Here is a 22308-nt window from a genome sequence, read left to right on the forward strand (position 1 = left end):
TCCTTCGGTGTGTTCGATGAGTGGGGCGGAGGGGGGCGGCTGTCAGCCGGCCTGTCCGGACTCCGCGATGTGCGTCAGCCACTGCCTGAGGAGTGCCGACTCGGCGGGTGTGAAGGGCTGCGGTGTGAGTGCGCCCAGGGAGGAGACCAGCGTGGTGGCGGCCGCCTGCCGTATGTCGTCGGCCGAGGTGTCCGCCGGGGTGTCGAGAAGGATGTCCCGGTGGATCGCGTCCCGGACCATGACGGACAGGTGCGGGTCCGGATAGAGCGTGGGGCGCGTGATCAGCGCGAGCGCGACTCCGGTGTTCGCGGTCATGACCATGCGTGCGGCCACGTCGGGGGTGAAGCGCAGGCGCCCCTGCGCGGCGAGCCGCTCGAGGACCTCGCGCAGGAGCCGCATGGCCTCCTCCGCGGCCTCGGGCTCGGAGCGCAGCACCGAGGAGAACATCAGTTTGTAGGCATTGGGATGCGCCAGCGCGAACGCCGTGTGGCTGTCCCATCCCGCTCGCAGATCCTGGAGCGGGTCGGCGGACTTCTCGGCGGCCCGCTTGCTGCCCAGGTACTGGTCCCAGACATGGTCGACCGTGGCGGTGAGCAGGCCGTCCTTGTCGCCGAACAGCCGGTACAGCACGGGCTGCTGAACGCCGGCGGCCTCGCAGACCGCGCGAGTGGACACGTCGCCGCTGGGTGAGTGCGCCAGCAGGTCCGCGGCCGCGTCGATAATCACTGATCTCGTATCCATGTAATCGACGATAACACCCGCTCGATATCGATGACAACATGAATCTGTTATCGATGATTCGGCCGGATCCGCGCACCGATGTACGCGGCGGACGGCCGCCTCGGGTGCGCGGTCACCCCGCAGGGCCCGGTCTCGCCCGCTCGCCGCCTGGCATGATCAACACGTGACCAGTGAACCTGCGCGGCCGGGCCGCAAGAAGTACGTCCTGTTCGACGTCGACGGCACGCTGATCGACGCCGTGAGCAACCAGCGCCGCGTCTGGGCGACTTGGGCGGAGCGCTACGGGCTCGACCCGGACGAGGTCTACCAAGTGGCCCTGCGGACCCGGCCGATGGAGACGTTCGCCCAGATCGCCGCGGACCGCGACCCGCACGAATGCCTGGCCGCGCTGCACGAGCTGGAGGACGACGACGTCCGGTCCGGCGTCTATGCGGCCTTCGGCGGTGCGGCGGAGCTGCTGCACGACCTGTCGCCGGGATCCTGGGCGCTGGTGACCTCGAACTACGAGCACCGGGTGCGGGGCCGCTTCCAGCGGACCGGGCTGCCGATGCCGGACGTGATCGTGGACGCGGCCGCCGTCGAGGAGGGCAAGCCCTCTCCCGTCCCGTATCTGCAGGCCGCCGCGCGCCTGGCCGCCGAGCCGGGGGACTGCCTGGTCATCGAGGACGCCCCGTCCGGAGTGCGGTCCGGGCTGCGAGCCGGGATGACGGTGTGGGGCGTGAACGCCGCCGTCCCGGTGCAGGGCGTGCACCGCCACTTCGCCAGTCTGCGCGAGGCGGCCCCTCACATCCTGGCCTTCGCGTCCGCACCGCACGGAGATCCCGCGGCCTGAGCCCGGGCCGAGCCCCGAGGGCCCTCCCCGCGGTCCCGGTCCGGTACTTCAGTGCGTTCGCCCCGGCCGAGAACCCGTGGGCCGGCAAGGCCCCGGATCCTGCCGCTTGTGCGTGCCGGGGACGGTAGGGATGTGGTGGTCGTCGGAGAGGGGACGAGCAGACGTGGATGTGTACGAAGCCGTGGACAGTCGCCGGGCCGTGCGGGCGTTCAGTGGTGAGCCGGTGCCCAGGGCGGTGCTCGAACGCGTGCTGGCGACGGCGGCGCGGGCTCCGTCGAGCGGCAATCTCCAGCCGTGGCATGTGTATGTCGTGACCGGCGAGCCCCTGGCCGAACTGAAGCGGCGCGCCACGGCCCGGGCACTGGCGGGTGACCCGGGTGATGAGCGGGAGTATCCGATGTACCCGGCCGAACTGGCCTCGCCCTACGTGGACCGCTTCTCCGCCGCTGCCGCCCAGCGGTACCAGGCGCTGGGGATCGAGCGTGACGACCTCGACAGGCCCAAGAAGATCGCCGCCCTGAACTCGGAGGCGTTCGGGGCGCCGGTCGTGCTGTTCTGCTACCTGGACCGGACGATGGGGCCCGGGCAGTGGGGGGACGCGGGCATGTACCTGCAGACCGTGATGCTGCTGCTCAGGGCGGAAGGGCTGCACAGCTGCCCCCAGGTGATGTGGACGATGTACCGCCGGACGGTCAGCCGCACGGTCGGGGCCGATGACGGGCTCGTGCTGTTCTGCGGTGTCGCGGTGGGATTCGAGAAGGAAGGCGTCCCACGGCTGCGCACCGGGCGGGCGGACATGACGGAGACGGTGAGTTTCATCGGCGTGTGACGCCGTCCGACCCGCACATGATCGCGGACCTCGGAGTCACACCTGACGCCCGTTCGACCGGCCTCATCTCACGGCGGTGAGCGTCGCGTAGACCACGACGTTGCCCTGGTACCCGGTGCGTTTGGTGTAGCCGCCGCCACAGGTGATCACCCGCAGCTCGGCCCGGCCGGAGCCGCCGTACACCTTCTCGCTCGGGAACCGTTCCTTGTCGTAGACCTCCACGGCGTCGACGGTGAAGACGGCCGTACGCCGGTCGGCCCGGTCGATCTCGATGCTGTTGCCCTTGGTCACGGCGCCGAGGTCGTAGAAGACGCCGGGGATGCCGGTGCGCAGGTCCACGTGCCCCGCGGTGACGGCGGTCCCGACGGATCCCGGCGTCGTGCCCCCGCCGTACCAGCCGGCCAGGTTGGGACGGTCGGCGGGCGGGGGCCGTAGCGCCCCGGATGCATCGAGGCGCAGCTTGGTGACGGGGGCGTCCACGTGGATGGCGGGGATCCGGAGCCAGAGCGGTTCCGCGGGCGGCAGCGGTGGGACGGCGGACTCCGCCGCGGGGGCGCTGCGGTGGGCCATGGGGCCCGGCAGGGGGGAGAAGGCCTGGCCTTCGGAAGGCTGTGGTGGCTTTCCGTCGTGCAGTGCGCTGGTCACCAGCACGATGCCTGCCACGAGTGTCCAGGCCAGAACTCTGACCGAGGGGACGAGTGAGGGAGGGGAGGAGTCGGTGGAGTGCCCGGGAGCCATCGGCTGAGTCTCTTGCTTGCGGCGGGGGAGAGGGGAACGGGATCCCTCCGCGCGGCTCCCGGTACAGGAGGAGGTGCCAGGAGCCGCGCGGAGGGGGTGGAGGCGTGGTGGGGGGCGTGGGCGGTCAGGTCGCCTTCGTGTTCGAGCGGTGACGCACCCTCACCAGCCACCCGGCGCCGGCCGCGGCGATGAGCGCTCCGCCGAGAGCGAGCTGCGGACCCGTGGCCTCGGTGTCGCCGAAACCGGCTTCGACGGCGCCGTCGGGCCGGTGCGCCGTGAGTTCGTACGAATCCGTGATCTTGACCCGCGGCGGGCACTTGACGACGACGGTGTCGGTGTCGGGCAGGGACGAACCTTCCGGCACGGTGAACTCGCCGGTGAGCACGCCCTTGCTCTTGCCCTCGAAGAGGTGGAACGAGCCCGCCACCTCGGACTCGCCCTTTCCGTAGGTCTCCTCGCCGCAGGCCGTGGTGCTGACCGTGACCGTGGCGCCGTGGGCGCCCTGGCGGGAGCGGATGTCGAGACCCGAGTCATCGGCGGTCGCGACGGGGACCTGTAGAGCCAGGGCACCGACCACCAGGCCGATACCGATGCCAACGCGTGTGTTGCCCACGAGAACCCTCCAGCGGAGCAGTGTCCGGCCTGATGTGTGCGGCGCGTCTGTTGTACGCCACTGACGAGGCAACCGACGCTCCGTCAACTCCGCAACATGACGGATCGGCCCGCACGTCACCCGGGCAGGTGTACGGCTCGCCCGAGTGCCGGCATTCGCACAGGTCACCACAGGTCACGGAGGCACAGATCCGGTGACCGGACGAATCGTCAGGAGTCGGCGAACAGGCTAATGAGGGGGTGCACCGGCAACAGTGGTCGATCCGGCGAGATCCTGTCACCAAGCTGTGAAGAACCCGGGGGACGCTTGTGCACAGCACGGCACACTTCACGCTTCTCAATCGGGGGAACATCACTATGAGCACCGTCCGCAGAGCTGTCGTCGTCCTCACCGTCGTCTCCGCGTTCGCGCTGACCGCGTGCGGGCCCACCGAGGACGACGCGGCGGGCGGGGCCCCGGCCACGCCCGCCGCGAGCGCGTCCAAGTCGTCGAAGCCGTCGGCACCGTCGAAGCCGTCGGCACCGTCGAAGCCGTCGGCACCGTCGACGACTCCGTCGGGGGCCTCGGCGGGGGGCTCGTCGGGCGGTGACGACGGCTCGTCGGCCGACTACGACGTCTTCCCGTGCAGCACCTACGACGTGACGTTCACCGCGAGCCTGGCGGAGCCCACGACCAGCAGCTATCTCCTGAAGATCACCAACAAGGGCACCAAGGCGTGCAGGGCGCTGGGCCACCCGATCGTGACCTTCGGCGACCTGGACGGACAGGCCACGGAGCGGGGCGCGGCGCCCGGCATCGAGGACGCGCTCCGGCTCGAGCCGGGTGAGACGGCCTACGCGGGGCTCATGGGCGGCGCCGACGACGGCAAGGGAACGACCGTGAACTCGATCGCGATGACGATGAACACCGAGTCCGACCTGGAGCAGACACCGCTCACGGCGACCACCCCCGCCCTGTACGTCTCGCCCGACGTCAACTCCGTGACCCCCTGGGTGAACAACGCGGAGGACGCGCTCAGCCTGTAGTCCGTCCTCGTGCGCGTCCCCGTCGGCGGCGCCCGGGCGTCCCCCGTTCCGGTCGGTGCGCGGTCGACACGTGGGCGGCGAGGCGAGCGTACGTGACTACGGAATGTAGTGTCGATCCGCGGAGAGCAAGGTCCCGCCACATCGGCGCAGGTTCTCAGTCAACGCACACGGCGCCATGTGTCATCGCACCCGGGGGGCGGACACCATCGACGGAGGACGCCACGATGAACATCCCTACAGACCTGAAGTACAGCAAGGACCACGAGTGGGTGAGGGTCGTGGAGCCTGGGCAGGTGACCGTCGGCATCACGGACTACGCGCAGCGCCAACTCGGTGACGTCGTCTACGTGGAACAGCCCAGCAAGGGTGACCGGTTCGACCAGTTCGAGCCGTTCGGCAGCGTCGAGTCCGTGAAATCCGTCTCCGAGCTGTACCTGCCCCTCGCCGGCACTGTCGTGGCTGTCAACGAGGAGTTGAGCAGCGAACCGGAAATGATCAACACCGACCCCTACGGTGACGGTTGGATCATTCAGATCAAGCTGTCCGAGGCCAAGCAACTGGACGAACTGCTGGCCGCGGCCCAGTACAAGGACTTCGTCAGCAGCGAGGACTCCTAGCCGAGGACGGCGATCCGCCGCAGCTGACAGCCTCGGACTCGCCGTGGGCCACGACAGGACCAGGTGTGTCCGGGGCGGCTGCCCAAGTCCACGCAACGATCACGAATCCGTAAAATCACCCAACCGTCGGTACGTGCAGGGACAGGGTGATCGAACCGATTTGTGTCCAGTGCGAGGAGTCAGCAAGTGCGGATCCGAGGGACGGCCACGGTCGTCCTCGCAGCGGCCCTGGTGGCCGGATGCGGGAGTGGTGGCAGCAGCTCCGACGGGAAGGAGTCACCGTCGGCGTCCGAGCGGGCGGTCGAAGCGCCCGCCGATCCGCTCGGGGCGGCCCGGCTGAAGTCCGCGGCTGTGTCGGGCGCAGACGTGGACGGCTTCCAGATCGTCGACTTCCCCGCCGAGCCCGCCGGTGGCGGCACCGCGGCGCCCGCCGTCTGCCAGCCGCTGGAGAACATGCGCACCGCGTCTCCCGAGCCGGACCCCAGGGAGTTCGTCGGCCGTCTCGCCTACGCCGACTCCGGCCCCGCGGCCGGCTCCGCCACCACCGTCGGGCTGATGGCCTACGAACAGTCCGATGCCGTGGGCATCCTCGACGGACTCCGTACGGCCCTCGCGTCGTGCACCGCCTACACCGGCGGTGTGCCCGCCCGCACGACCGCCGAGACGGCCACCGCCCCCGACGCGGGCGACGAGGCCGTCGCCTTCCACCTGCGGACCGAGGGGGACTCCTCGGACGCCTTTGTCGTCGTGCGCAGCGGCGCGACGGTCGTTCTGTTCTTCACCGCGTCCGGCACCGGTTCCGCGGCCGAGGTCCCGAAGGCTCTGGTCTCCGCGCAGATCGGGAAGCTCGAACGGGCCTGACGGGTCGTAGCCGCGCCCGGGCGACACCGGACAGGCGTCAACATGGAATCAGGTCCCAGAGCAGGAGCTGCTCTGGGACCTGATGGTGTCCGGGTCAGGCGGGGGTGATGTTCTCCGCCTGCGGGCCCTTCTGGCCCTGCGTGATGTCGAAGGTGACCGCCTGGCCTTCCTGGAGCTCACGGAAGCCGGAGGCGTTGATGTTGGAGTAGTGCGCGAAGACGTCGGGTCCGCCGCCGTCCTGGGCGATGAAGCCGAAGCCCTTTTCGGCGTTGAACCACTTGACGGTTCCGCTGGCCATGCCGGTCCCTCTCAGTCGCTGTCAGGACCGCACCGCGCGGCCCCGGAGGTAATCGCCCTGGTCCAGCACTGCACAGCAAAGCGCCCGCGCAGCAGCGCGGGCAGACATTGCGAACCACGACATCTGAGAGTGACGCTACACGGCGAAACAGGCTCCCACCAGAGAGCAACGGCCTTGATCCTCAAGCCGGGTCGTGAGGTCCTTCGCATCCCGGACACACACGACACCGTCAGCGCCCTGTCGGTCGACCGCACTTCGCTCCGGTCCCCTCAGCTCCGCTGCCCCCATGCCATCGCCATGCCCGGTCCGAGTTCGGCGAGTCGCGACGAGGACAGGTAGACCAGGGCCTCCTCGACGACGTCGGTGTCGACCCGGCCGGTCGCCTCCAGCGCGGGCCGCATCCGGCTCCAGGTCTCCGACCAGAAACGGGCCAGGGGACTGCCCGCGACCAGGGGTGGGCAGAACAGTTCCGCGGCGACGTTCTGGAGGCCTTCCGCCCTCAGGAAGTGCGGGTACGCCGACACGGAGGAGGTGTCGGTGCCGATCGTCGTCCTCAGCGCCTGCCACATGGCATCCATGGTGCGCCGGTAGGCGGAGGAGGTGTCGAGGAGATCGGGCAGTTCCACGGCGTCACCGAGCACCAGCCAGCCGCCGGGATTCAGCCATCCGGCGAGCCGGGAGATCAGCCGACGCCGCTCGGGGAGGTGCATGAGGACGAACCGGGCGTGGATCAGGTCGAAGCGGCCAGGTCGCAGGCTCTCGTCCGTGAGGTCGGCGGCGACCACCCGCAGCCGAGGGCCCGCCAGGGCGGTGAGCGCGCCGGTGTCCCGGTCCAGGGCGACGACCTCCTCGGCGCCCGCCTCCTCCAGCAGCCAGCGCGCCACCGTTCCGGTGCCGGCGCCGACCTCCAGGCAGCGCCAGCCCCGGCCCGCACCCAGCGCCTGGAGACGGCGGGTGGTGAAGGGGTCGTAGACCAGCGCGCCCGCGTCGATCCGCTCGGCTTCCTGCGGGTGCTCCGGCTCGAAGAGGTCCTGCCCGTACCGGCCGCCGCGGGCGCGCGCCGCGCCGTGGGAAGGCGAATCCGTCATGGCCGGACCTCCTGTGCGCGCCGACGGGCGGGCCGGCCACAGAGGGCCGGACGCGTCGGGGCGGCCGCCGCGGCACCGGTGCGGCGGGGCGCGGGGGCCGCCCGCTCGCGGCCCCCGCGAGGTACCGCGTCGGCCGGGTCGGGGAGCCATGCCCGGGCCGCCGGCCGAGCGTCCCCCACCGCCGGTCCGTCCGTCGTCGCATCCATGACCCGAACCTAGATCCGTCACCGGGAGGCCGCCACCGACGCCGGGCGCCGAAGGCCGCGGCGATCACCGTCACCACGTCGTCGCGGCAGCCTCCGCTCGCCCCTGACGCGCGGGGCAGGGGTCATTTTCGGCCTGCCCGCTCAGGTGGGACGGACATCGGGAACAGGGAAGGGGCCGGGGGCGCGACCGCGCCGCACCCCGGCCCTCCGGCCCCCGGCCCCGTACCCCTACGGGGACGCGGTCGTGGTCTCTCTCGTGAGGTAGTACGTGTCCCGGACATCGGGATCCGACGTCCGGAAGAAGAGCCGCAGTTCACCCTTCTCGCCCTTGCTGACGCCGATGTCCCACACGGCCTTCTCCGGCGGTGGTTCGGTGCGGGAGGTCACGTCCCCCGGGTCGGCGGGACCGGACGGGCCGCTCTCCGGGGCCGTCGGCTTCGCTTCCTCCCCCCGGCCGGTCCGCGGGCCGGCCTCGACGTGGATCACCGAGCCGTTGCCCACGGTGTTCCCGCCCCGGTAGGCGCCGGGCCCCAGCAGCCGCCAGCTGCCCGAGCCCGTCATGCGCCAGGCGTCGTCGAAGGCGAACTCCTGGCCGTCCAGCCGCACGGTGACCGCCCGGGACCCGGCCTCCAGGGTCAGGGAACTCCCCTCCCAGCCCCGCCAGGTGCCGTACAGATCCTTCGCGGCCACCTTCACGGGAGGCGGCGGCGGGTCCGTACGGCTGTCCACGCAGGACGACAGGGCGAGTGCCGCCGTGCACACCGCCGCCAGGGCGGTCGACCGCCGCCTCACCGGCCCGGGTCCGGCATCAGCAGGTTCTCCGACCACTGGAAGGTCATCGTCAGATCCTTCTGGCCCTCCGGGAAGGCCTTGGCGGCCGTCGACGACAGGCGCGATGCCATGGGGTCCTTCGCGCCGCCCTCGTATCCTTCCTTCGACACACCACGGGTCAGCGACTCCACGGTCATCGACTGTGTGATCGTGAACTCCACGGACCCGCGTCGGGTCAGCTTGTTGTAGCCGGTGACGGTCGCCTTCAGGTTGAAGGAGCCCAGTGCCGCCCGGGTGGCGCCCTCCGCGGTGTCCGGGTCGTTGTCCCCCAGGAGCTGGGTGATGGCGTCGGAGACCTCGCCGGCCATCATGCCCTTGAGCGGCAGATCGTTCATGGCGGCACCGTACGCGGTCTTGTAGTCGAGGCCCTTGATGGTCTCCCCGACCTTCGTGCCCTTGCGGTGGGACAGGTACCTGCGCACGACGTCCAGCCAGATGTGCCGCTTGACGTCCTGCGTCATCTTGTCGCGCTCGTCGAACCGGTAGGCGCTCGGGGTGGCTCCCATGAACCACATGGACACGAGCTGGGTGGCGTTCGGGTTGAGGTAGTAGTGCGCGGGGAGGGTCATGCCGCTGTAGGTGGCCCAGCGGTACGCGGCCGCCGCCCTGCGGCCCAGCTCGTTCTGGCGCGTGTCCGTCGACCCCGTCGACCCGGTCGACGTCGAGGACGCGGTCCCGTGCTCTCGCTCCGGGTGGTACACGGAGTCCTCGTCGGGGACGCCGTTGCTGCACCCGGTGATGACGCCGGACATGCACTCGGGGACACCGAGACCGCTGGGGTCCGAGACGGTCGCCGGGTTCTGCGTCGCGTAGCTGTAGCCGTTCAGGGTCTGTGCCGCCCCCTCCTGGAGGACGGGGTCGACGCTGATGAACTGGCCGATGCCCGCGTCGTACTCCCGCGCCCCGACCTGCGTCAGTCCGGTGGAGGCGTCCTTGGGCTTGCCCAGGAACGCCTTGTCGTCGGGCCAGTCGGCCTCCTTGCCGCGCGACTCGCCGAAGGGGGTGGTGTAGCGCCGGGTGACGGCCTGCGTGCCCGCGTCGACGGCGACCGTGGACGTGCCGTGGTTGTCGCCGGCGAGCCAGGTCAGCTTCGCGGTGCCGCTCTCGTTGCTGCGCAGCGCGAGCGTGCTGTCCCCCTGCTTGTAGTAGCGCTGCGCCCAGTACCGGGACGTGCCGCCGGCGGTGTCGAGGTGGAGTTCGCTCCCGCCGAGGTAGAGCACGCTCTCGCCCTGGGTGTCGCGGCGGACGAGGAGTTCGCCGGCCGCGTCGTAGACGTAGTCCGTGGTGGACGTCGTACCGCCCGCGGCCGCCGGCTCGGTGACCCGGGCGAGGTCGCCCTCGTCGTTCCAGAGCAGACTCTGGGTGTTCTTGTCGTCGGGACGCTTGACGGTGTTGCCGGCGGTGTCGTAGCCGTACTGGGCGCCGACGCCGTCGCAGGTGGGTGTCGTGGTGGTGGCCATCAGGGTGTGCGGCTGGGTGGCTCCGGCGCGATAGCAGTACGTCGTGGTCGTGGACCCTCCGGTGCCGTGCTCGGTCTCGGTCGTGCGCTGGCCGGAGTCGCCGTAGGCGTAGCTCGTCCAGTAGGGGGCGGCGCCGCCGAGCCCCGCGGTGCTGCGCGTGGTGGCGCAGTCCCCGCCGGCCGGCGTCCACACGTCGGTCAGGCGCTGGTAGCCGTCGTAGCCGAAGCACTGGTGGTCGGCCGCTCCGGCACCGCCGAGGGTGGTGGCGTCGGAGATCCCGGTGACGTTGCCGGCCGTGTCGTACGCGTAGGACAGGTTGAGCGCGTCGTAGGCGTGGGTCTGGCCGCGCACCTCGGTGCGCAGCAGCCGGCCGGTGCCGTCCTCGTAGTCGTGGACGACGTCGAGCTTCGCCACGCCGGTGGCCTCCGAGACGCCGAGGCGGCGCGTGGAGACCTGGGACAGGTCGGTGTACGTGGTGCCCAGGACGACGCCCTGGCCCCCGGCGGTGAGGGTGGTGGCCAGCCCCCGGTCGCTGTAGCCGTACTCGATCGTCTCCGCCGCGAGACCGCCGGCCGCGGGCTCCTTCGTCCACTGGAGCGTGCCGTCGACGTTGTAGTAGCTGGAGAAGTCCAGCACGTTCGAGGCCAGCGCCTTCGAGGAGACCATGGGGTCGTCGGCGGGCAGGGTCAGCCGGGTGCCGGTGGCGTGGTAGAGGGTGTCGTACGCCGTCACGCTCTGGACGTACGCGGGCCCGGTCGCGCCGCCCGTGTACCGGGTGGAGGACGCCGGTTTGCCCTTGCCGCCGGGGACGGTGTCGTAGGCGAAGTGGCTGAGTTTGTTGGCGTCGGTCTTCTGCGCCGCGAGCACCGAGGCCGTACCGAGGTCCGCGCCGGCGGCGGACTTCCAGGTGTCGGTGACCCGGCCGAGCGCGTCATAGGCGGAGATCACCGCGTGGCCGGTGGAGTCCTTGGTCCAGGACACCTGGTCGAGCGGTGTGAAGCCGGTGGTCGTGGTGCCCTTGTCGGGGTCGGCCAGCGAGGTCTGGCGTCCGTACAGGTCGTAGCCGTACGTCCAGACGGCGCCGTCCGGGCCGGTGAGCGTCTTCTTCCTGCCGTCGGGCCGGTACGCGTACCGGGTGCCGGTGTGATCCGCGCCGACGGCACCGCCGAACTCGGTGTCGGCGGCGGAGGTGCCGGCGTACCGGCGCTGCTCCACCGTGCGGCCCAGGGCGTCGGTGACGGTGCGGGTGGCGGAGCCGCCGGGGACGCCGGTCGTGGCGGTGGAGTCACCGGTGTAGGAGGTCGTGGTCTGCCACTTCTGCACGCCGCCGACGAGGAAGGCGGTGCTCACGGGCCGGCCGGCCGCGTCGTAGCCGGTCTTCGTCAGGCTGGGCGTCTCGCCGTACTCGGCCCGGCTGTACGTCCCCGAGGGCGCGGCCGCGTCGAAGATGTCCTCGTAGGTCTCGTAGGCCAGGCCCCGGCTGTCGTAGCGGGTGTCGGTGAGGATGCGTCCGCCGGTCGCGCCCGGCGTCTGGGTCTGGAGGACCCGCAGCATCGAGTCGTAGACGGTGTAGCTGGTCAGGTAGGTGTCGCCGTCCGCCTTCAGCGTGCCCATCGACGTCCATGAGGGGGCGCCGGCGGTGACGGAGTAGCGGAAGACGTAGGTGGCCTTCTGCCCGCCGGAGTGGCTGCGGTTGGGCAGCCACACGGAGGTGGTGCGGCCGAGGGCGTCGTACTCCGTCTCGGTGAGGTAGTTGTTGGTGTCGTAGGCCTTGGTGGTCAGGCCACGCGCCGGGTCGAAGAAGGTGTAGGACTTCTGCGTCTTGGAGTTGGTGGTCTGGGTGCGGGTCAGCGGGCCGGTGGTCGTCGGGGTGTAGGCGACGGTGGTGGGGTTGCCGTCCGCGTCGGTGGTGGTCAGGGGGCGGCCCAGCACGTCGTAGGTGGTGCGGCCGGCGGTCTGCCAGGACGCCGGGTTGCGCTCACCGCCGGTCGCGGTGGCCGGGTAGCCCGCCGGGCGGCCCTTCCAGGTCGCCTCGCCCTTGGTGGGTGTCTGCGTCGCGCTCCACACCGTGGCCGTGGCGTTGTCGTAGACGGTGGCGGTGTCGGACAGGACGTCGCCCGCGGTGCCCGTGTTCGCCGGCAGGGACAGGGCGGTGTCCGCGACCGAGCAGGCCCGGCCCACGACCCTGGTCCGGGAGATCAGGGAGGTGATGCCCGCGCTCGCGTTGCGGGCGTACCAGGTGCGGGTGCAGCTCTCGTCGCCCGACGTGGCGGTGTCACCCGTGTCGTCGACCCTGGACGCCATCCCCTGGTCGTCGAAGGCGGTGGACGTGGTGCGCGACCGCCAGGTGCCGGACGCGGTCAGATGGACGGAGGTCGTGGCCTTGGCGGTGCGGACGAAGTACGCCTCGGTGTCGGCGTACGACTTGTGCTGGGTGGCGGTGCGCTGCGACCACGGGTCGTCGACGCTCACCGTGACCGGCGTGGTGCCGTTGTAGGTGATCCGCTGGCGCAGGAAGCCGGCGAACTGGTCACTGTCCTTCTGGGCGGGGACGCTCAGGCCGGTGACCGGGACGGCGGAGACACTCGCGGAACGGCGCGTGTCCGGGTCGAGCTTGCCGTCGCCGCCCAGGATCCGGTCGCCGTCCATGCCCTGGAGATAGACCGACGTCACCTTGGACAGATTGCCCCCGGTGCCCTTGGTGGAGGTGACGGTGCCGTAGCCGCGCCACACCGACCAGGTGCGCTCGTCCGACGGGGTCAGCGGCGAGTCGTTGTAGTGCCAGGCCGGGTCGGCGTACGTGTAGCTGTCGACCACGTTGTCGTTGTGGCCGGCGGGGTCGCTGGTGACGACGGCGAGCACCCGGTACTTGTGGAACCAGTCGAGCGACGTCTCCTCGGCGCCGTTGACGTGCCAGTACTGCGGGTAGCAGGACCTGGCGTTGTCGTCCTCGGCGGTGGGCATGGCGCTGCCGCGCACGCACTCCGGGCCGGAGAGCGTCACGTCGGTGATGGCGCCCGTCTCCGAGGTGACGGTACGGATGCGGGGCCGGGACAGCGGCAGGATGTCGTCGGTCGCGTCCACGCGGTTGGGCCGCATGTCGTAGGTGAAGGTGACCGGGTCGACGGCGACGGCGGTGCCGGCCCTGCCGGTCCGGGTGAGGCTCTTGAGGGTCAGCGTCTGGTCCGAGGTGTCGCCGATGTCACCGCCGTCCAGGAACTGCTGGGCCAGCGCCCAGGAGTCGACGGGGGTGAAGGCGCCGGTGCCGGCCGACCAGACGGACGTGTCGACGCCGGTCAGGCGTTTGCGGGAGAAGAAGTTGGGGCTCCGCGCGTCGCAGTCCGCGCCGGAGGCACAGATCGCGTCGAACGGCACGTCCGGCCAGTTCTGCGAGGTGGAGTCCTTCAGCTCGGAGCAGTCCGCGGCCGTGCAGCGCTCCGCGTACGTGAACTCGACCTTGGCGGAGGTGACCCCGGAGAACAGGGCGTCGGCCCGCTGCCCGTAGAGGACCTTGGTGAGGTGGCCGCCGCGGACGTAGGACGCGGTGGCGGTGCTCGCGCCGTTCTTGGCGTAGGAGTTGGTCTCCTTCGTGTACCAGTACGACATGGCGTTGTCGTGCGGGTCCTCGACGTAGTCGAGGTTCCACCGCCAGGCCTGGGTGACGGCGCGGTCGGCGAAGGCACTGCCCCTGTCGTAGCCCGGCTCGCCCGAGTCGTCGCCGAACACCGGTGTCGTCCATACCGAGTTGGTGCGTTCGGTGCCGGCGCCCGGCAGCTTGTTCAGGCCGAACACGTACCGGGTGCCGTCGCCGGTGGTCACCGTCCAGTACTCGCCGTTGTCGTCACCGTTGTCGCCGTCGGTCGAGAGGGTGACGGTGGAGGCGTCGTCGTTCTCCAGCCGCCAGACGCCGGTGGTGTCGTCCTTGACCAGTTCGGTCGCCTTGCCGTTGAGGACGAGGCTGGCGTTGTCGTACTTCCAGCACAGGTCCTTCTTGCCGGTCTGGCCGTCCTCGTCGCAACTGCCGTAGGAGCGCTCGACGTAGGAGTTCACCGTCAGGTCGAAGCCTTCGCCGGCCTGCGCCGACTGGTTGTTCGTCGAGGCCGTCTTCCCGTCGACGACACCCGAGTTGTAGGAGAGGGCCAGCGGGGGAGTGGGGCCCTGCGCCGGTGGCACGCTCATCGGGTAGGACCAGGTGAACGCGCCCGAGGACGCGCCGGCCTCCCAGGTCGCCGAGGGGGACAGCTGGCTCGCGCGGTAGCTGCCCGCGCCGGACGCGGAGTCGCCGGAGTCGGTCGCGGCCAGGGCCAGGACCGTCGGTGCCGCGGCCGACAGGGCGACCGTGCCGGTCACGGACTGCCCGTCGATGTCGTTGCGGGACGCCACCGGGGTGGTGCGGCGGCACTCGGCCTTCCCCGGGGTGGTCAGGGCGCACCGCGGCAGGCTCACCAGGCCCAGCCGGCCCGCCCAGCCGCCGCCGTACGCGGAGGCGAACCGGCCGTAGTCCAGGCCGATGTCCGCGGTCCCGGCCCGTCCGGCGCGCACGGCGAGCACCACGCCCTTGACACCCAGGCGTGTTGCGGCGTCGTGCCCGAGCACCTGTACGGCGGCGGTGCCCGACGCGGCCCGCTTCGCGGACTTCGGGGCGGTGAGGGTGAGGGGCAACTCGCCGACGGCCACCGGCGTGTTCGCCGCCGGTGTGATGCTCAGGCTGCGGTCGGCCGCCTCGGGCCAGTCGGCCCGCTGTTCGGCCCTGGCCCGGCCGGCCTGGCCGTCGTTCTTCTTCCGGTAGGCGGCGACGCGTGCGCGTTCCGCCCGGGCGCCGGGCGTGGTGACCGGCTCGGTCCTGCTGATGTCCCGTTGCCAGAGGGCCGCGAGAGGCTTCGGCCGCTCGGCCGCCTGGGCGACGGACAGCGCGCCGCCGGTCACACTCAGGGCGAGCCCGAGCGCCAGCCCGGGGACGACGACCCGGGCACGCCGACGAGGTGTGCGTTTGCCGAACATGAGAGATGACTCCCGGTGGAGGTTGGGGAAGTGCCAGGAGGACAGGGGGAGCGCCCGCCGGACGGCGGGAGCGCTCCAGGGCGCTCCCCGGTGCTGGGCGGGGCTCAGGGAGGGGAGGGAGGCGGCCGGCACCGGAGTCACCGGGGCCGGCCGCCGCCGGGACGTCAGCCGATCATCGTCTCGAGCTGGTCGCTGTCGGCCGCCGCACCGGCCCAGATCCGGATGTCGCCGATCCTCGCGGGCAGGAAACGGCCCCATGCCCCGCCGGCGTACCCCTTGCCGACGGCCAGTTCACCCTGGCCGATCTTCGCCGTGTACGGGGTCTCCACGTCGTTGCGCGAGGCGTCGAGGTAGAGGCGGATCGTGCCGTCCTGGGCGTCGTACACGCCGGTGAGGCGGACCTTGCCGGAGGTGACGGCGGCGTTGTCGGAGGTGACCGCGGTGAAGCTGCCGTCACTGTTCACACGGCCGAACTTCCAGAACCCCGACGGGTCCTCGTGCAGGTTCCCCTCGTCGTCGAACCAGGTCTCGGTGCCGGTCCGGTGGTACCACAGGCCCCACGCCGAACCGTCGGCCGTGCGCTGGCCGAGGACCTGGCCGACGTAACCGGTGGGCTTGGCGGCGAGCGCGGTCCGGTCGAGTTCGACCTCGGTGGTCACCGTGAAGGAGCCGCTGTCGTCGACGACCGGGCCGGAGACGGTGGCCGCGTCGTCCGTGCCGTCCAGGACGATCGCCTCGCCGTCCAGGGAGGCGCCCCCGGACAGTGTCAGCGAGCGGGCGTAGCCGGTCACGGTGTCGGCCAGGGTGGTGCCGCTCGCGCCCTGCGGGTCGAAGGAGGCCATGAGTTCCGTGGCGGCGGCGGTGCCGGTGGAGTCCAGCAGCTTGGCCTCCTTGGCCACCTCCGCCGCCGGCAGCGCCTCCTGGAACACGGCGGCCTCGTCGATACGGCCCTTCCAGTACTGCGTGTACGTGCCGTACACATAGCTGGCCCGGCCGAACTGCAGGGCCCCGTCGGGAGTCTGCTTCTCGCCGCCGGACGGCACGGCGACCGGGCTGCCCTGGGCGCGGCCGTTGACGTACAACTGGATGGTCCGGTCATCGGCGTCGTAGACGCCCGCGACATGGGTCCACACCTTCAGAGGCACGCCCGCCGTGTCCGCGCCGCTGGCCACGAACTGGCGCTGTCCGGCGCTGTCGGTCCAGTTGAAGCGGAAGATCCACTTCTTGACGCCGCCGGAGTAGTAGAGCGAGAAGCCCGAACTGTCGCTGCCCGTCTGGGACATGACGGTCCGGTACTCGGTGTCGTCCGTGAGGTAGGCCCACGCGGACGCGGTGTAGGAGGACTGGGTGTTGACCACCGGACCCGAGGTCGCGGCGTAGCCCGCCTGCCGGGCCGGGTCGGAGATGTCGTTCAGCCACAGCGAGCGGTCCAGCGAACCGCGGCGGCCCAGCCCCGACCATCCCGAACCGGTGGTGTAGAGGGTCGCCGGATGGCGGGTCCCGTCGGTCGTCGCCGAGTCGGACGCGACGGTCTCACCGGAGCCGACGGCGCTGTCGTTGAAGTTCCAGCGGCTCGTGGCGCCCTTGCCCTCGGCCACGTTGAAGCGGATCGCCTTCGACTCCCCGGACTGGCCCGTGCCGACGCTGTCCACGGCCCGTACGTTCAGCACCTGCACCCCGGACAGGGCGGGCTTCACGGAACGGGTCACCGACGACGTCCCCGACACCTTGGTCCACTTGGTGTCGGTGGCGAGCTTGTACTCGAACGCCACGACGTTCGCGTCCGCGGCGTTCTTGGTGAAGACGAACTGCCCGGCCTGGCCCGGTCCGCCGGTCGCGGCACCGCAGCCGTCGCCGTCGTCCGGGCACACCGGGTACAGCGCGCCCGCCGGAGCGGTGACCGTCGGCGCCTTGGGGCGGGTGGAGTCGACCTGGAAGTAGCACCAGCCCTTGGTGGTGACGGTGCTGTGGCTCTCGATGCTGCTCGCGCCGTCGTTGTAGTAGGAGCGCGAGAACACCGCCATCCGGTACAGGGTGTTCTGCTTCAGGGTGACGGGGGAGGCCACCGTGACCTTGGTGCCGTCGCCCACGAAGCCGCTGGAGGGGCGGACGGGTTCCGTCTTCACCGTCCAGGTCCCGTCGGCCTGCTTCTCCTGCACGGAGAAGTGGGCGCGCAGCGTCGCCCCGCTCTCCCCGCCGGAGGCCGTCTGGACCACCCCCGCGTAGTTCGGCGTCGGGTCCGACAGCCAGGCCGGGTCCGCCGCGTTCGTCTCGCAGGCCGAGCCCACCACCGGGCTCGTGGGCACGTCGGGCAGGCCCACATAGCTCACCGACAGCACCGCGTCGTCGTCGAACCGCTTCCAGCCGTTCGGGTCGCCCTCGTCGCCGGCCTTCAGCATCACCGTCAGCCGGGCGAAGTCACCGGCCGCGAACTTCTGCACGGTGGACGTCAGGTTCTCGTACGACTGGCTCGGGTCGTCGTTGAACTCGATCGGCTTGGCGGGCTGGCTCGGGTCGCAGTTGCTGCCCCGGCCCGCCGAGACCGTACGGTCGCCCAGCACGTCCCAGTTGCTCGTCGGCCCCGGCCAGCGCGTCGCCGAGGAGATCTCCCCGGTCTTCACCAACTGGACCACCGAGGGGCTGCACGACATCGACCAGCGCTCGGTCACCCGGAAGGTCGCGTCCAGGACGCGCTTGCCCTTGAGGCCGGACGGCGAGAACTCGAAGTACATCCGCTGCTTGTAGTTGGAGCCGCAGTAGTAGGCGTAACCGCCCGTCACATACGTTCCGCACAGGCCGATGCCCTCACCGGTGTCACCGCCGGTGAAGTTGTAGAAGGCGTCGCCGTCCGACGACAGCACGGTCCGCTCGGACTCGTTCATCGACACGTTCGGGTCGATGAACTGCGGGTACACCGCGTCCTCGGCGGCCAGCAGCCCGGCGTCCGGCAGGACCGACACCGAGGCGGCGCGTGCCTTCACCGGCAGTACGGACATCCGGTCGCGCGGCCTCGGCGCACGGGCCGGATCCGCCGCGCCCGAGCCGTCGTCCACCACCTGGGTACCGCGGGCGCCGTCCTGCCGCACCCCGGACACCCGGCGGCTGCCGGAGGAGTCCCAGTGCTGGGCGGCCGGCGCGTGGAAGAGGGCGACACCGTTGTCGTCGACCGCCTCCAGCGATCCCGCCGCGCCCTGGCGCACCGTCAGTCCCCGCCCCCGGACCGGGAAGTCGAGGGTGCGCAGAGCCGGCTGGACGGCTGCCTCGGGGGTCTTGACGACCAAGACCTCGCGGTAGCCCTCGACGGTCGCCGTCATCAGCAGGTCCACGCCCGGCAGGACGTCGACATAGCGGGCCCGGTCGCCCTTGACCACCGGCTTCGGCAGCTCACCCGGCCAGCCCACCGTCAGCGACCTGCCGCCCTCGGTGACCGACACCAGGTCCGCGCCCGCACCGCCCGCGGAGAACGACACGCCCGCCGCCGAGGCCCGGGGCGCGATCCGCCCGTCGGCACGGCGTCGCAGGGTGGCGTCCGGCGCGGCCCAGCCGTCGGCCCCGGTCCGCACCCGGACCGGAGCGATCGACTTCTCCAGCGTGAACGTCCTGCCGTCGGGATTGGCGAAAACCGTCTCGTGCTCGGTCCGTTCGCCCGTCACCTCGACGCGCTCGCCGGACGACACCGCCTGGCGCTGCGCCCGCGCCGACTCCGAGAGCGGCGTCTCGCTCTTCGACCCGCCTGCCGCGGATCCCGCCCTCGTCGGCGAGGCCACGGCGACGGCCGGCAGCGTGGCGAGAAGGGCGACCGCGGTGACCACGGACACCCCTCTGCCGATCAGAGCCGGTCTTCGCACGCACAAACGTCTCCACATATCCGGTGGTCCCCCATTGTTGGCGTGAACACAGCAGAGACACGATCGCCGTTATTGATCTAGCCGGCCGAGTGGTCGCCGGACATTTGCCGGGGAGTTCGCCGCGCGTTCACCCGGGGTGCGTGGGCGGCACACGAGCTGTTGGCCGTGGGCCCGGATCGCGCTGTGCGGGGCACGCGTCGCGGGTGTGCGGACCGGCACGGACAATCCGCCGTGCCGGGCTCAGGCGTCCGCGATCCAGCTGCCGTGGAAGCCGAGCGGTACACGGCCGGGCAGGTGGACGCGGGCCAGGGGGCGAGCGGTGAAGTCCTGTGCCGCGAGGATCACCAGGTCGCTCGCCCCGCGGTCGGGATCGTGGACGTAGGCGAGGACATAGCCGTCGTCCTCGCCCCGGGCGTCGTGGCGCGGGACGAACACCGGCTCGCTCACCGCGGCGCCCCGCGGGAAGCGGTGCACCTGACTGCCGGCGCGCAGCATGTCGTGCTTGACCAGGCTGTTGGTGAACGTGTCGTCCGGCGGCACCCCGTCGACCGTCTCGTACGCGACCCACATCTCCGCCGCGCAGGCGGTGTACGCGAAGCGGTGCCGGCGGGAGACGAGGGACTCGTTGATGCGCGGGAACTCCTGGGGGCGGTCGTCGAGGCGTGTGGTGGTGACCCGCCCCGCACGCAGGTCGACGGTCCACCTGTCCAGCACGGGTGTGCCGGTGGTGGAGGGACCGCCGTTGCCGCGGCCGGTGACATGGAACGGCGCGGGCATGGTGGTGAGTTCGAGGACGACGGTGGCGCCCTGGTCGTAGGCGTTGAGGGTGTGGGAAGAGAAGACCGGATCGATCTCGAACCAGCGGACCGCTCCTCCGGCCCGGGGCAGCACGCCCACCCTCATCGGGTGCCGGTCGTTCCACCCGTAGGGGACCGGCGCGCCGGCCTCGGCCGCCGCGGCGTCGAACGTCACGGGTACGTCCACGATCACCACGTACTTCGCGGTGAGGGCGAAGTCGTGCATCATCGGCGCGTCCGCCACCGGAATCCTGGTGGTCCCGGCCACCCTCCCGGTGCGGTCGATCACGAGGTGCCGGACGTGGTTCCAGGTCGGGTGGTAGGTCACCGCGTGCAGTTCGTCCGCCGCCGCGTCGTACTTCGTGTGCGCGGTGAACGCGCCCTCCAGAGTCGAGCGGAAGTCGTAGGGACCCACGGTGTTCAGCTCGCCGTCCAGCTCGTACGGGAGCGGCCCGCTCTCCTGCAACGCCAGGATGCGTCCGCGGTGCGGGACGACGTGCGTGTTGCAGGCGAAGTCGTCCGGTGGCACCGGGCCCGGGTAGGACTCCCCGAGCTTGGCCGCGACCTGGGAGGAGCGCACCCACCGGTTGCGGTACCACTCCGCGCGCCCACCGCGCAGCCGCAGGCCGTGGACCATTCCGTCGCCCAGCATCCAGTGGTGCGCCCGCGCGTCCTCGATGCCGAGGGCGTTCGGGCCCGTCCGCAGGTAGCGGCCGTCCAGGTCCCGGGGGATCCGGCCGGTCACGGGCAGGTCGAACGCGGTCAGCTCCTCGGTGACCGGCGCGAACGCGCCCTCCAGGAACGGGAACGACCGTTCCGCCGTCGTGCCGGTCGCCGCCTGGGCGACGGCGCCGTGGCGTCCCGGTCCGCCGGCCCCGACCACACTCGCGGCCGCGGCCAGTGCCGCACCGCCCAGCACCCTGCGCCGCGTGATGTCGGACATGGTGTTCTCCCCTCTCCGGGCCCCGGCCGATACGGCCGCCGCCCCCCTGCTGACATCGACCACCCTGCCCCGACGAGGGACGGAGGTCAGTCGGCCTGGAACCCGGAAAGGGGGTGGTGGTCTCGACACCACGGGTGGTGTCGAGACCACCACCGGTGGTGTCGCTAAGGGCGGGCCTCGGCGAGGGCGCTGTTGAACGCCTCCACGGTGAGCAGCGGGCGGTGCGAGGGCAGGGCCCGGGCGGGCCAGGACAGGGTGACGTTCTGCGACTCGCCGGGCAGCAGCCACAGGTAGTTGTGGCTGTACAGCGTCGGCAGGACCCGGTGGCCGTCCGTGTCGTTCAGGAGGGACAGCCGGACCATGGCGGCGACGGCCGAACCGTCGTTGCGGACGGTGGCGGACAGTTCGTGCCGGCTCCCGGACCGGGTCACGCGGGTGACCCGCGCGGACACCTTCGTGCGCGGTGTCCCGGCCAGTGCCCGCATCGCGTCCGGCGTGCGGTAGCGCCAGTAGGTGTTCTGCGACAGGACGCGGCCGGTCGGGTCCTCCAGGGTCAGGCGCAGGAGATGCAGGTCGGGCAGGTCGTCGGTCCAGCCGGCGGTGAACGCCTTCGCGGTGGCGGCGGGAGCCACATCGAGGCGGGCGCTCCTGGTGCTGCCGAGCCGGCGGCCCGACAGGTCGAGCAGCCGTGCCGAGACGGTGGCGTCGCGCAGGTTCTTCCGCGTGTGGTTGACGGCGACGACCCGGCCGGCGGGGTCGGCCTGCACATGCAGGGGCTCGCAGGCCGACCGGGCCCCGTAGTAGGTGCCGTTGACGTCGAAGTCGTAGTCGTAGGTCTGCCAGACCGTGCTGTGCCAGGCCGGGTGGGACATCCACAGCATCAGGCCGCTGGCGTTGTCCCACAGGTTCGCGTTCCATGCCTCGAACATGGCGCGCGTGTTCTCGTAGTTGACGAACTGGGCCTTGCGGGCGAAGTCGTCCAGGTCGGTGACGGTGCCGAGACGGGCTTCGACGGCGGCCTTGTAGGTGTGGGGTGCCTGGTTCCCGCGCTCGCTCCAGTCGTGGTGGTACCAGGCGCCGCGGATCGGCCACTCGGGTTCGTCGCCCGTCATGTTCCGCAGGCTGGCGGCGGTGGAGACGACGGGCATACCGATCTCGGTGTGGAAGCCGAAGTCCTTGCTGCCGTAGGTGGACGGGTCGAAGTACTTCTCCGGTTCGACCCAGCCGTACGGTCCGCCGCCGGTGACGATGCCGCCGGCCGAGTTGTTCTGGTAGAGGATGCCGGGCGCCTGCTGCTCGACGGCCTCGCGCATGCCCTGGTCGATGGCGGCCGGCGGGTTGCCCTCGTTGGCTCCGCACCAGATCACCACGCTGGGGTGGATGCGGTGGCGCAGCACGGTGTCCCGTGCGATCGAGACGAAGGCGTCGTGGTCCGGCGGGTCCATGGCCCACGCGTTGGGGAAGTCGTTCCACACCAGGATCCCGTGCTCGTCGCAGGCGGCGAAGAACTCCTCGCGGTCGCACGTGCCGACCCAGTTGCGGATCATGGTGAAGTTCATGTCCCGGTGCATCCGGACGGC

Annotated in this window: 15 protein-coding genes; 5 read left to right on the plus strand and 10 right to left on the minus strand. The window is 71.2% G+C overall.

Going from position 1 to position 22308, the window contains the following annotated elements:
* Positions 1-42: 42 nt before the first annotated feature.
* Complete coding sequence (locus tag IE275_RS03445; protein WP_189707276.1) at positions 43-741, minus strand: TetR/AcrR family transcriptional regulator; 699 nt, start codon at positions 739-741, stop codon at positions 43-45.
* Between the two features lie 163 nt (positions 742-904).
* Here IE275_RS03445 and IE275_RS03450 point away from each other — a divergent pair, with 163 nt between their 5' ends.
* Together IE275_RS03450 and IE275_RS03455 are read left to right on the plus strand one after the other, a co-directional pair.
* Entirely contained in the window at positions 905-1573 is a 669-nt protein-coding gene (locus IE275_RS03450) for an HAD family hydrolase (RefSeq protein ID WP_189707277.1), read from the plus strand.
* 163 nt (positions 1574-1736) lie between these two features.
* Positions 1737-2402 carry a nitroreductase gene (locus IE275_RS03455; RefSeq protein ID WP_189707279.1) on the plus strand — a complete coding sequence of 222 codons (666 nt, stop codon included), beginning with the start codon at positions 1737-1739 and terminating at the stop codon, positions 2400-2402.
* Between the two features lie 63 nt (positions 2403-2465).
* Here the strand turns inward: IE275_RS03455 and IE275_RS03460 are convergent, their stop codons facing one another.
* Positions 2466-3140 (minus strand): class F sortase, encoded by a 675-nt coding sequence (locus IE275_RS03460; protein WP_189707281.1) that lies wholly within the window; start codon positions 3138-3140, stop codon positions 2466-2468.
* A 124-nt stretch (positions 3141-3264) separates the two neighbouring features.
* Positions 3265-3753, minus strand: coding sequence for a sortase (locus IE275_RS03465; protein WP_189707283.1), 489 nt, complete (start codon positions 3751-3753; stop codon positions 3265-3267).
* Positions 3754-4109: 356 nt separating this feature from the next.
* On the opposite strand from IE275_RS03465, the gene IE275_RS03470 reads away from it, so the two are divergent.
* From IE275_RS03470 to IE275_RS03480, 3 genes are all read left to right on the plus strand, one after another.
* Positions 4110-4778 (plus strand): DUF4232 domain-containing protein, encoded by a 669-nt coding sequence (locus IE275_RS03470; protein WP_189707285.1) that lies wholly within the window; start codon positions 4110-4112, stop codon positions 4776-4778.
* Positions 4779-5002: 224 nt separating this feature from the next.
* Entirely contained in the window at positions 5003-5395 is a 393-nt protein-coding gene (gcvH, locus tag IE275_RS03475) for a glycine cleavage system protein GcvH (RefSeq protein WP_189707287.1), read from the plus strand.
* A gap of 186 nt (positions 5396-5581) precedes the next feature.
* The gene (locus tag IE275_RS03480; RefSeq protein ID WP_189707289.1) at positions 5582-6256 is read left to right on the plus strand and encodes a hypothetical protein; all 675 of its coding nucleotides are present in this window, start codon (positions 5582-5584) and stop codon (positions 6254-6256) included.
* Between the two features lie 94 nt (positions 6257-6350).
* Here the strand turns inward: IE275_RS03480 and IE275_RS03485 are convergent, their stop codons facing one another.
* The 7 genes from IE275_RS03485 to IE275_RS03515 form a co-directional block, all read right to left on the minus strand.
* Positions 6351-6554, minus strand: coding sequence for a cold-shock protein (locus IE275_RS03485; RefSeq protein WP_037751662.1), 204 nt, complete (start codon positions 6552-6554; stop codon positions 6351-6353).
* Between the two features lie 269 nt (positions 6555-6823).
* Complete coding sequence (locus tag IE275_RS03490) at positions 6824-7642, minus strand: class I SAM-dependent methyltransferase (protein WP_189707291.1); 819 nt, start codon at positions 7640-7642, stop codon at positions 6824-6826.
* A gap of 434 nt (positions 7643-8076) precedes the next feature.
* Positions 8077-8640 carry a hypothetical protein gene (locus IE275_RS03495; protein WP_189707293.1) on the minus strand — a complete coding sequence of 188 codons (564 nt, stop codon included), beginning with the start codon at positions 8638-8640 and terminating at the stop codon, positions 8077-8079.
* Complete coding sequence (locus tag IE275_RS03500; RefSeq protein ID WP_189707296.1) at positions 8637-15140, minus strand: RHS repeat domain-containing protein; 6504 nt, start codon at positions 15138-15140, stop codon at positions 8637-8639. Before IE275_RS03500 ends, IE275_RS03495 begins: the two co-directional genes overlap by 4 nt.
* 164 nt (positions 15141-15304) lie before the next feature.
* A complete protein-coding gene (locus IE275_RS03505) occupies positions 15305-18988 on the minus strand; it encodes a laminin G domain-containing protein (RefSeq protein WP_229870065.1) in 3684 nt (1227 codons plus the stop codon).
* A gap of 240 nt (positions 18989-19228) precedes the next feature.
* Positions 19229-20728 (minus strand): carotenoid oxygenase family protein, encoded by a 1500-nt coding sequence (locus IE275_RS03510; protein ID WP_189707300.1) that lies wholly within the window; start codon positions 20726-20728, stop codon positions 19229-19231.
* A gap of 164 nt (positions 20729-20892) precedes the next feature.
* Positions 20893-22308, minus strand: a 1416-nt coding sequence (locus tag IE275_RS03515) for a glycoside hydrolase family 2 protein (RefSeq protein WP_308435630.1), incomplete at its 5' end; no start/stop codon positions are given.

It is taken from the genome of Streptomyces phaeofaciens (assembly GCF_014648915.1).
GTDB classification, from domain to species: Bacteria; Actinomycetota; Actinomycetes; order Streptomycetales; family Streptomycetaceae; genus Streptomyces; species Streptomyces phaeofaciens.

What these genes read in the sequence shown, in the direction of transcription:
- IE275_RS03445 (WP_189707276.1), bottom strand. Translation starts at nt 741, where the DNA reads ATGGATACGAGATCAGTGATTATCGACGCGGCCGCGGACCTGCTGGCG.
- IE275_RS03460 (WP_189707281.1), bottom strand. Translation starts at nt 3,140, where the DNA reads ATGGCTCCCGGGCACTCCACCGACTCCTCCCCTCCCTCACTCGTCCCC.
- IE275_RS03470 (WP_189707285.1), top strand. Translation starts at nt 4,110, where the DNA reads ATGAGCACCGTCCGCAGAGCTGTCGTCGTCCTCACCGTCGTCTCCGCG.
- gcvH (WP_189707287.1), top strand. Translation starts at nt 5,003, where the DNA reads ATGAACATCCCTACAGACCTGAAGTACAGCAAGGACCACGAGTGGGTG.
- IE275_RS03485 (WP_037751662.1), bottom strand. Translation starts at nt 6,554, where the DNA reads ATGGCCAGCGGAACCGTCAAGTGGTTCAACGCCGAAAAGGGCTTCGGC.
- IE275_RS03490 (WP_189707291.1), bottom strand. Translation starts at nt 7,642, where the DNA reads ATGACGGATTCGCCTTCCCACGGCGCGGCGCGCGCCCGCGGCGGCCGG.
- IE275_RS03500 (WP_189707296.1), bottom strand. Translation starts at nt 15,140, where the DNA reads ATGTTCGGCAAACGCACACCTCGTCGGCGTGCCCGGGTCGTCGTCCCC.
- IE275_RS03510 (WP_189707300.1), bottom strand. Translation starts at nt 20,728, where the DNA reads ATGTCCGACATCACGCGGCGCAGGGTGCTGGGCGGTGCGGCACTGGCC.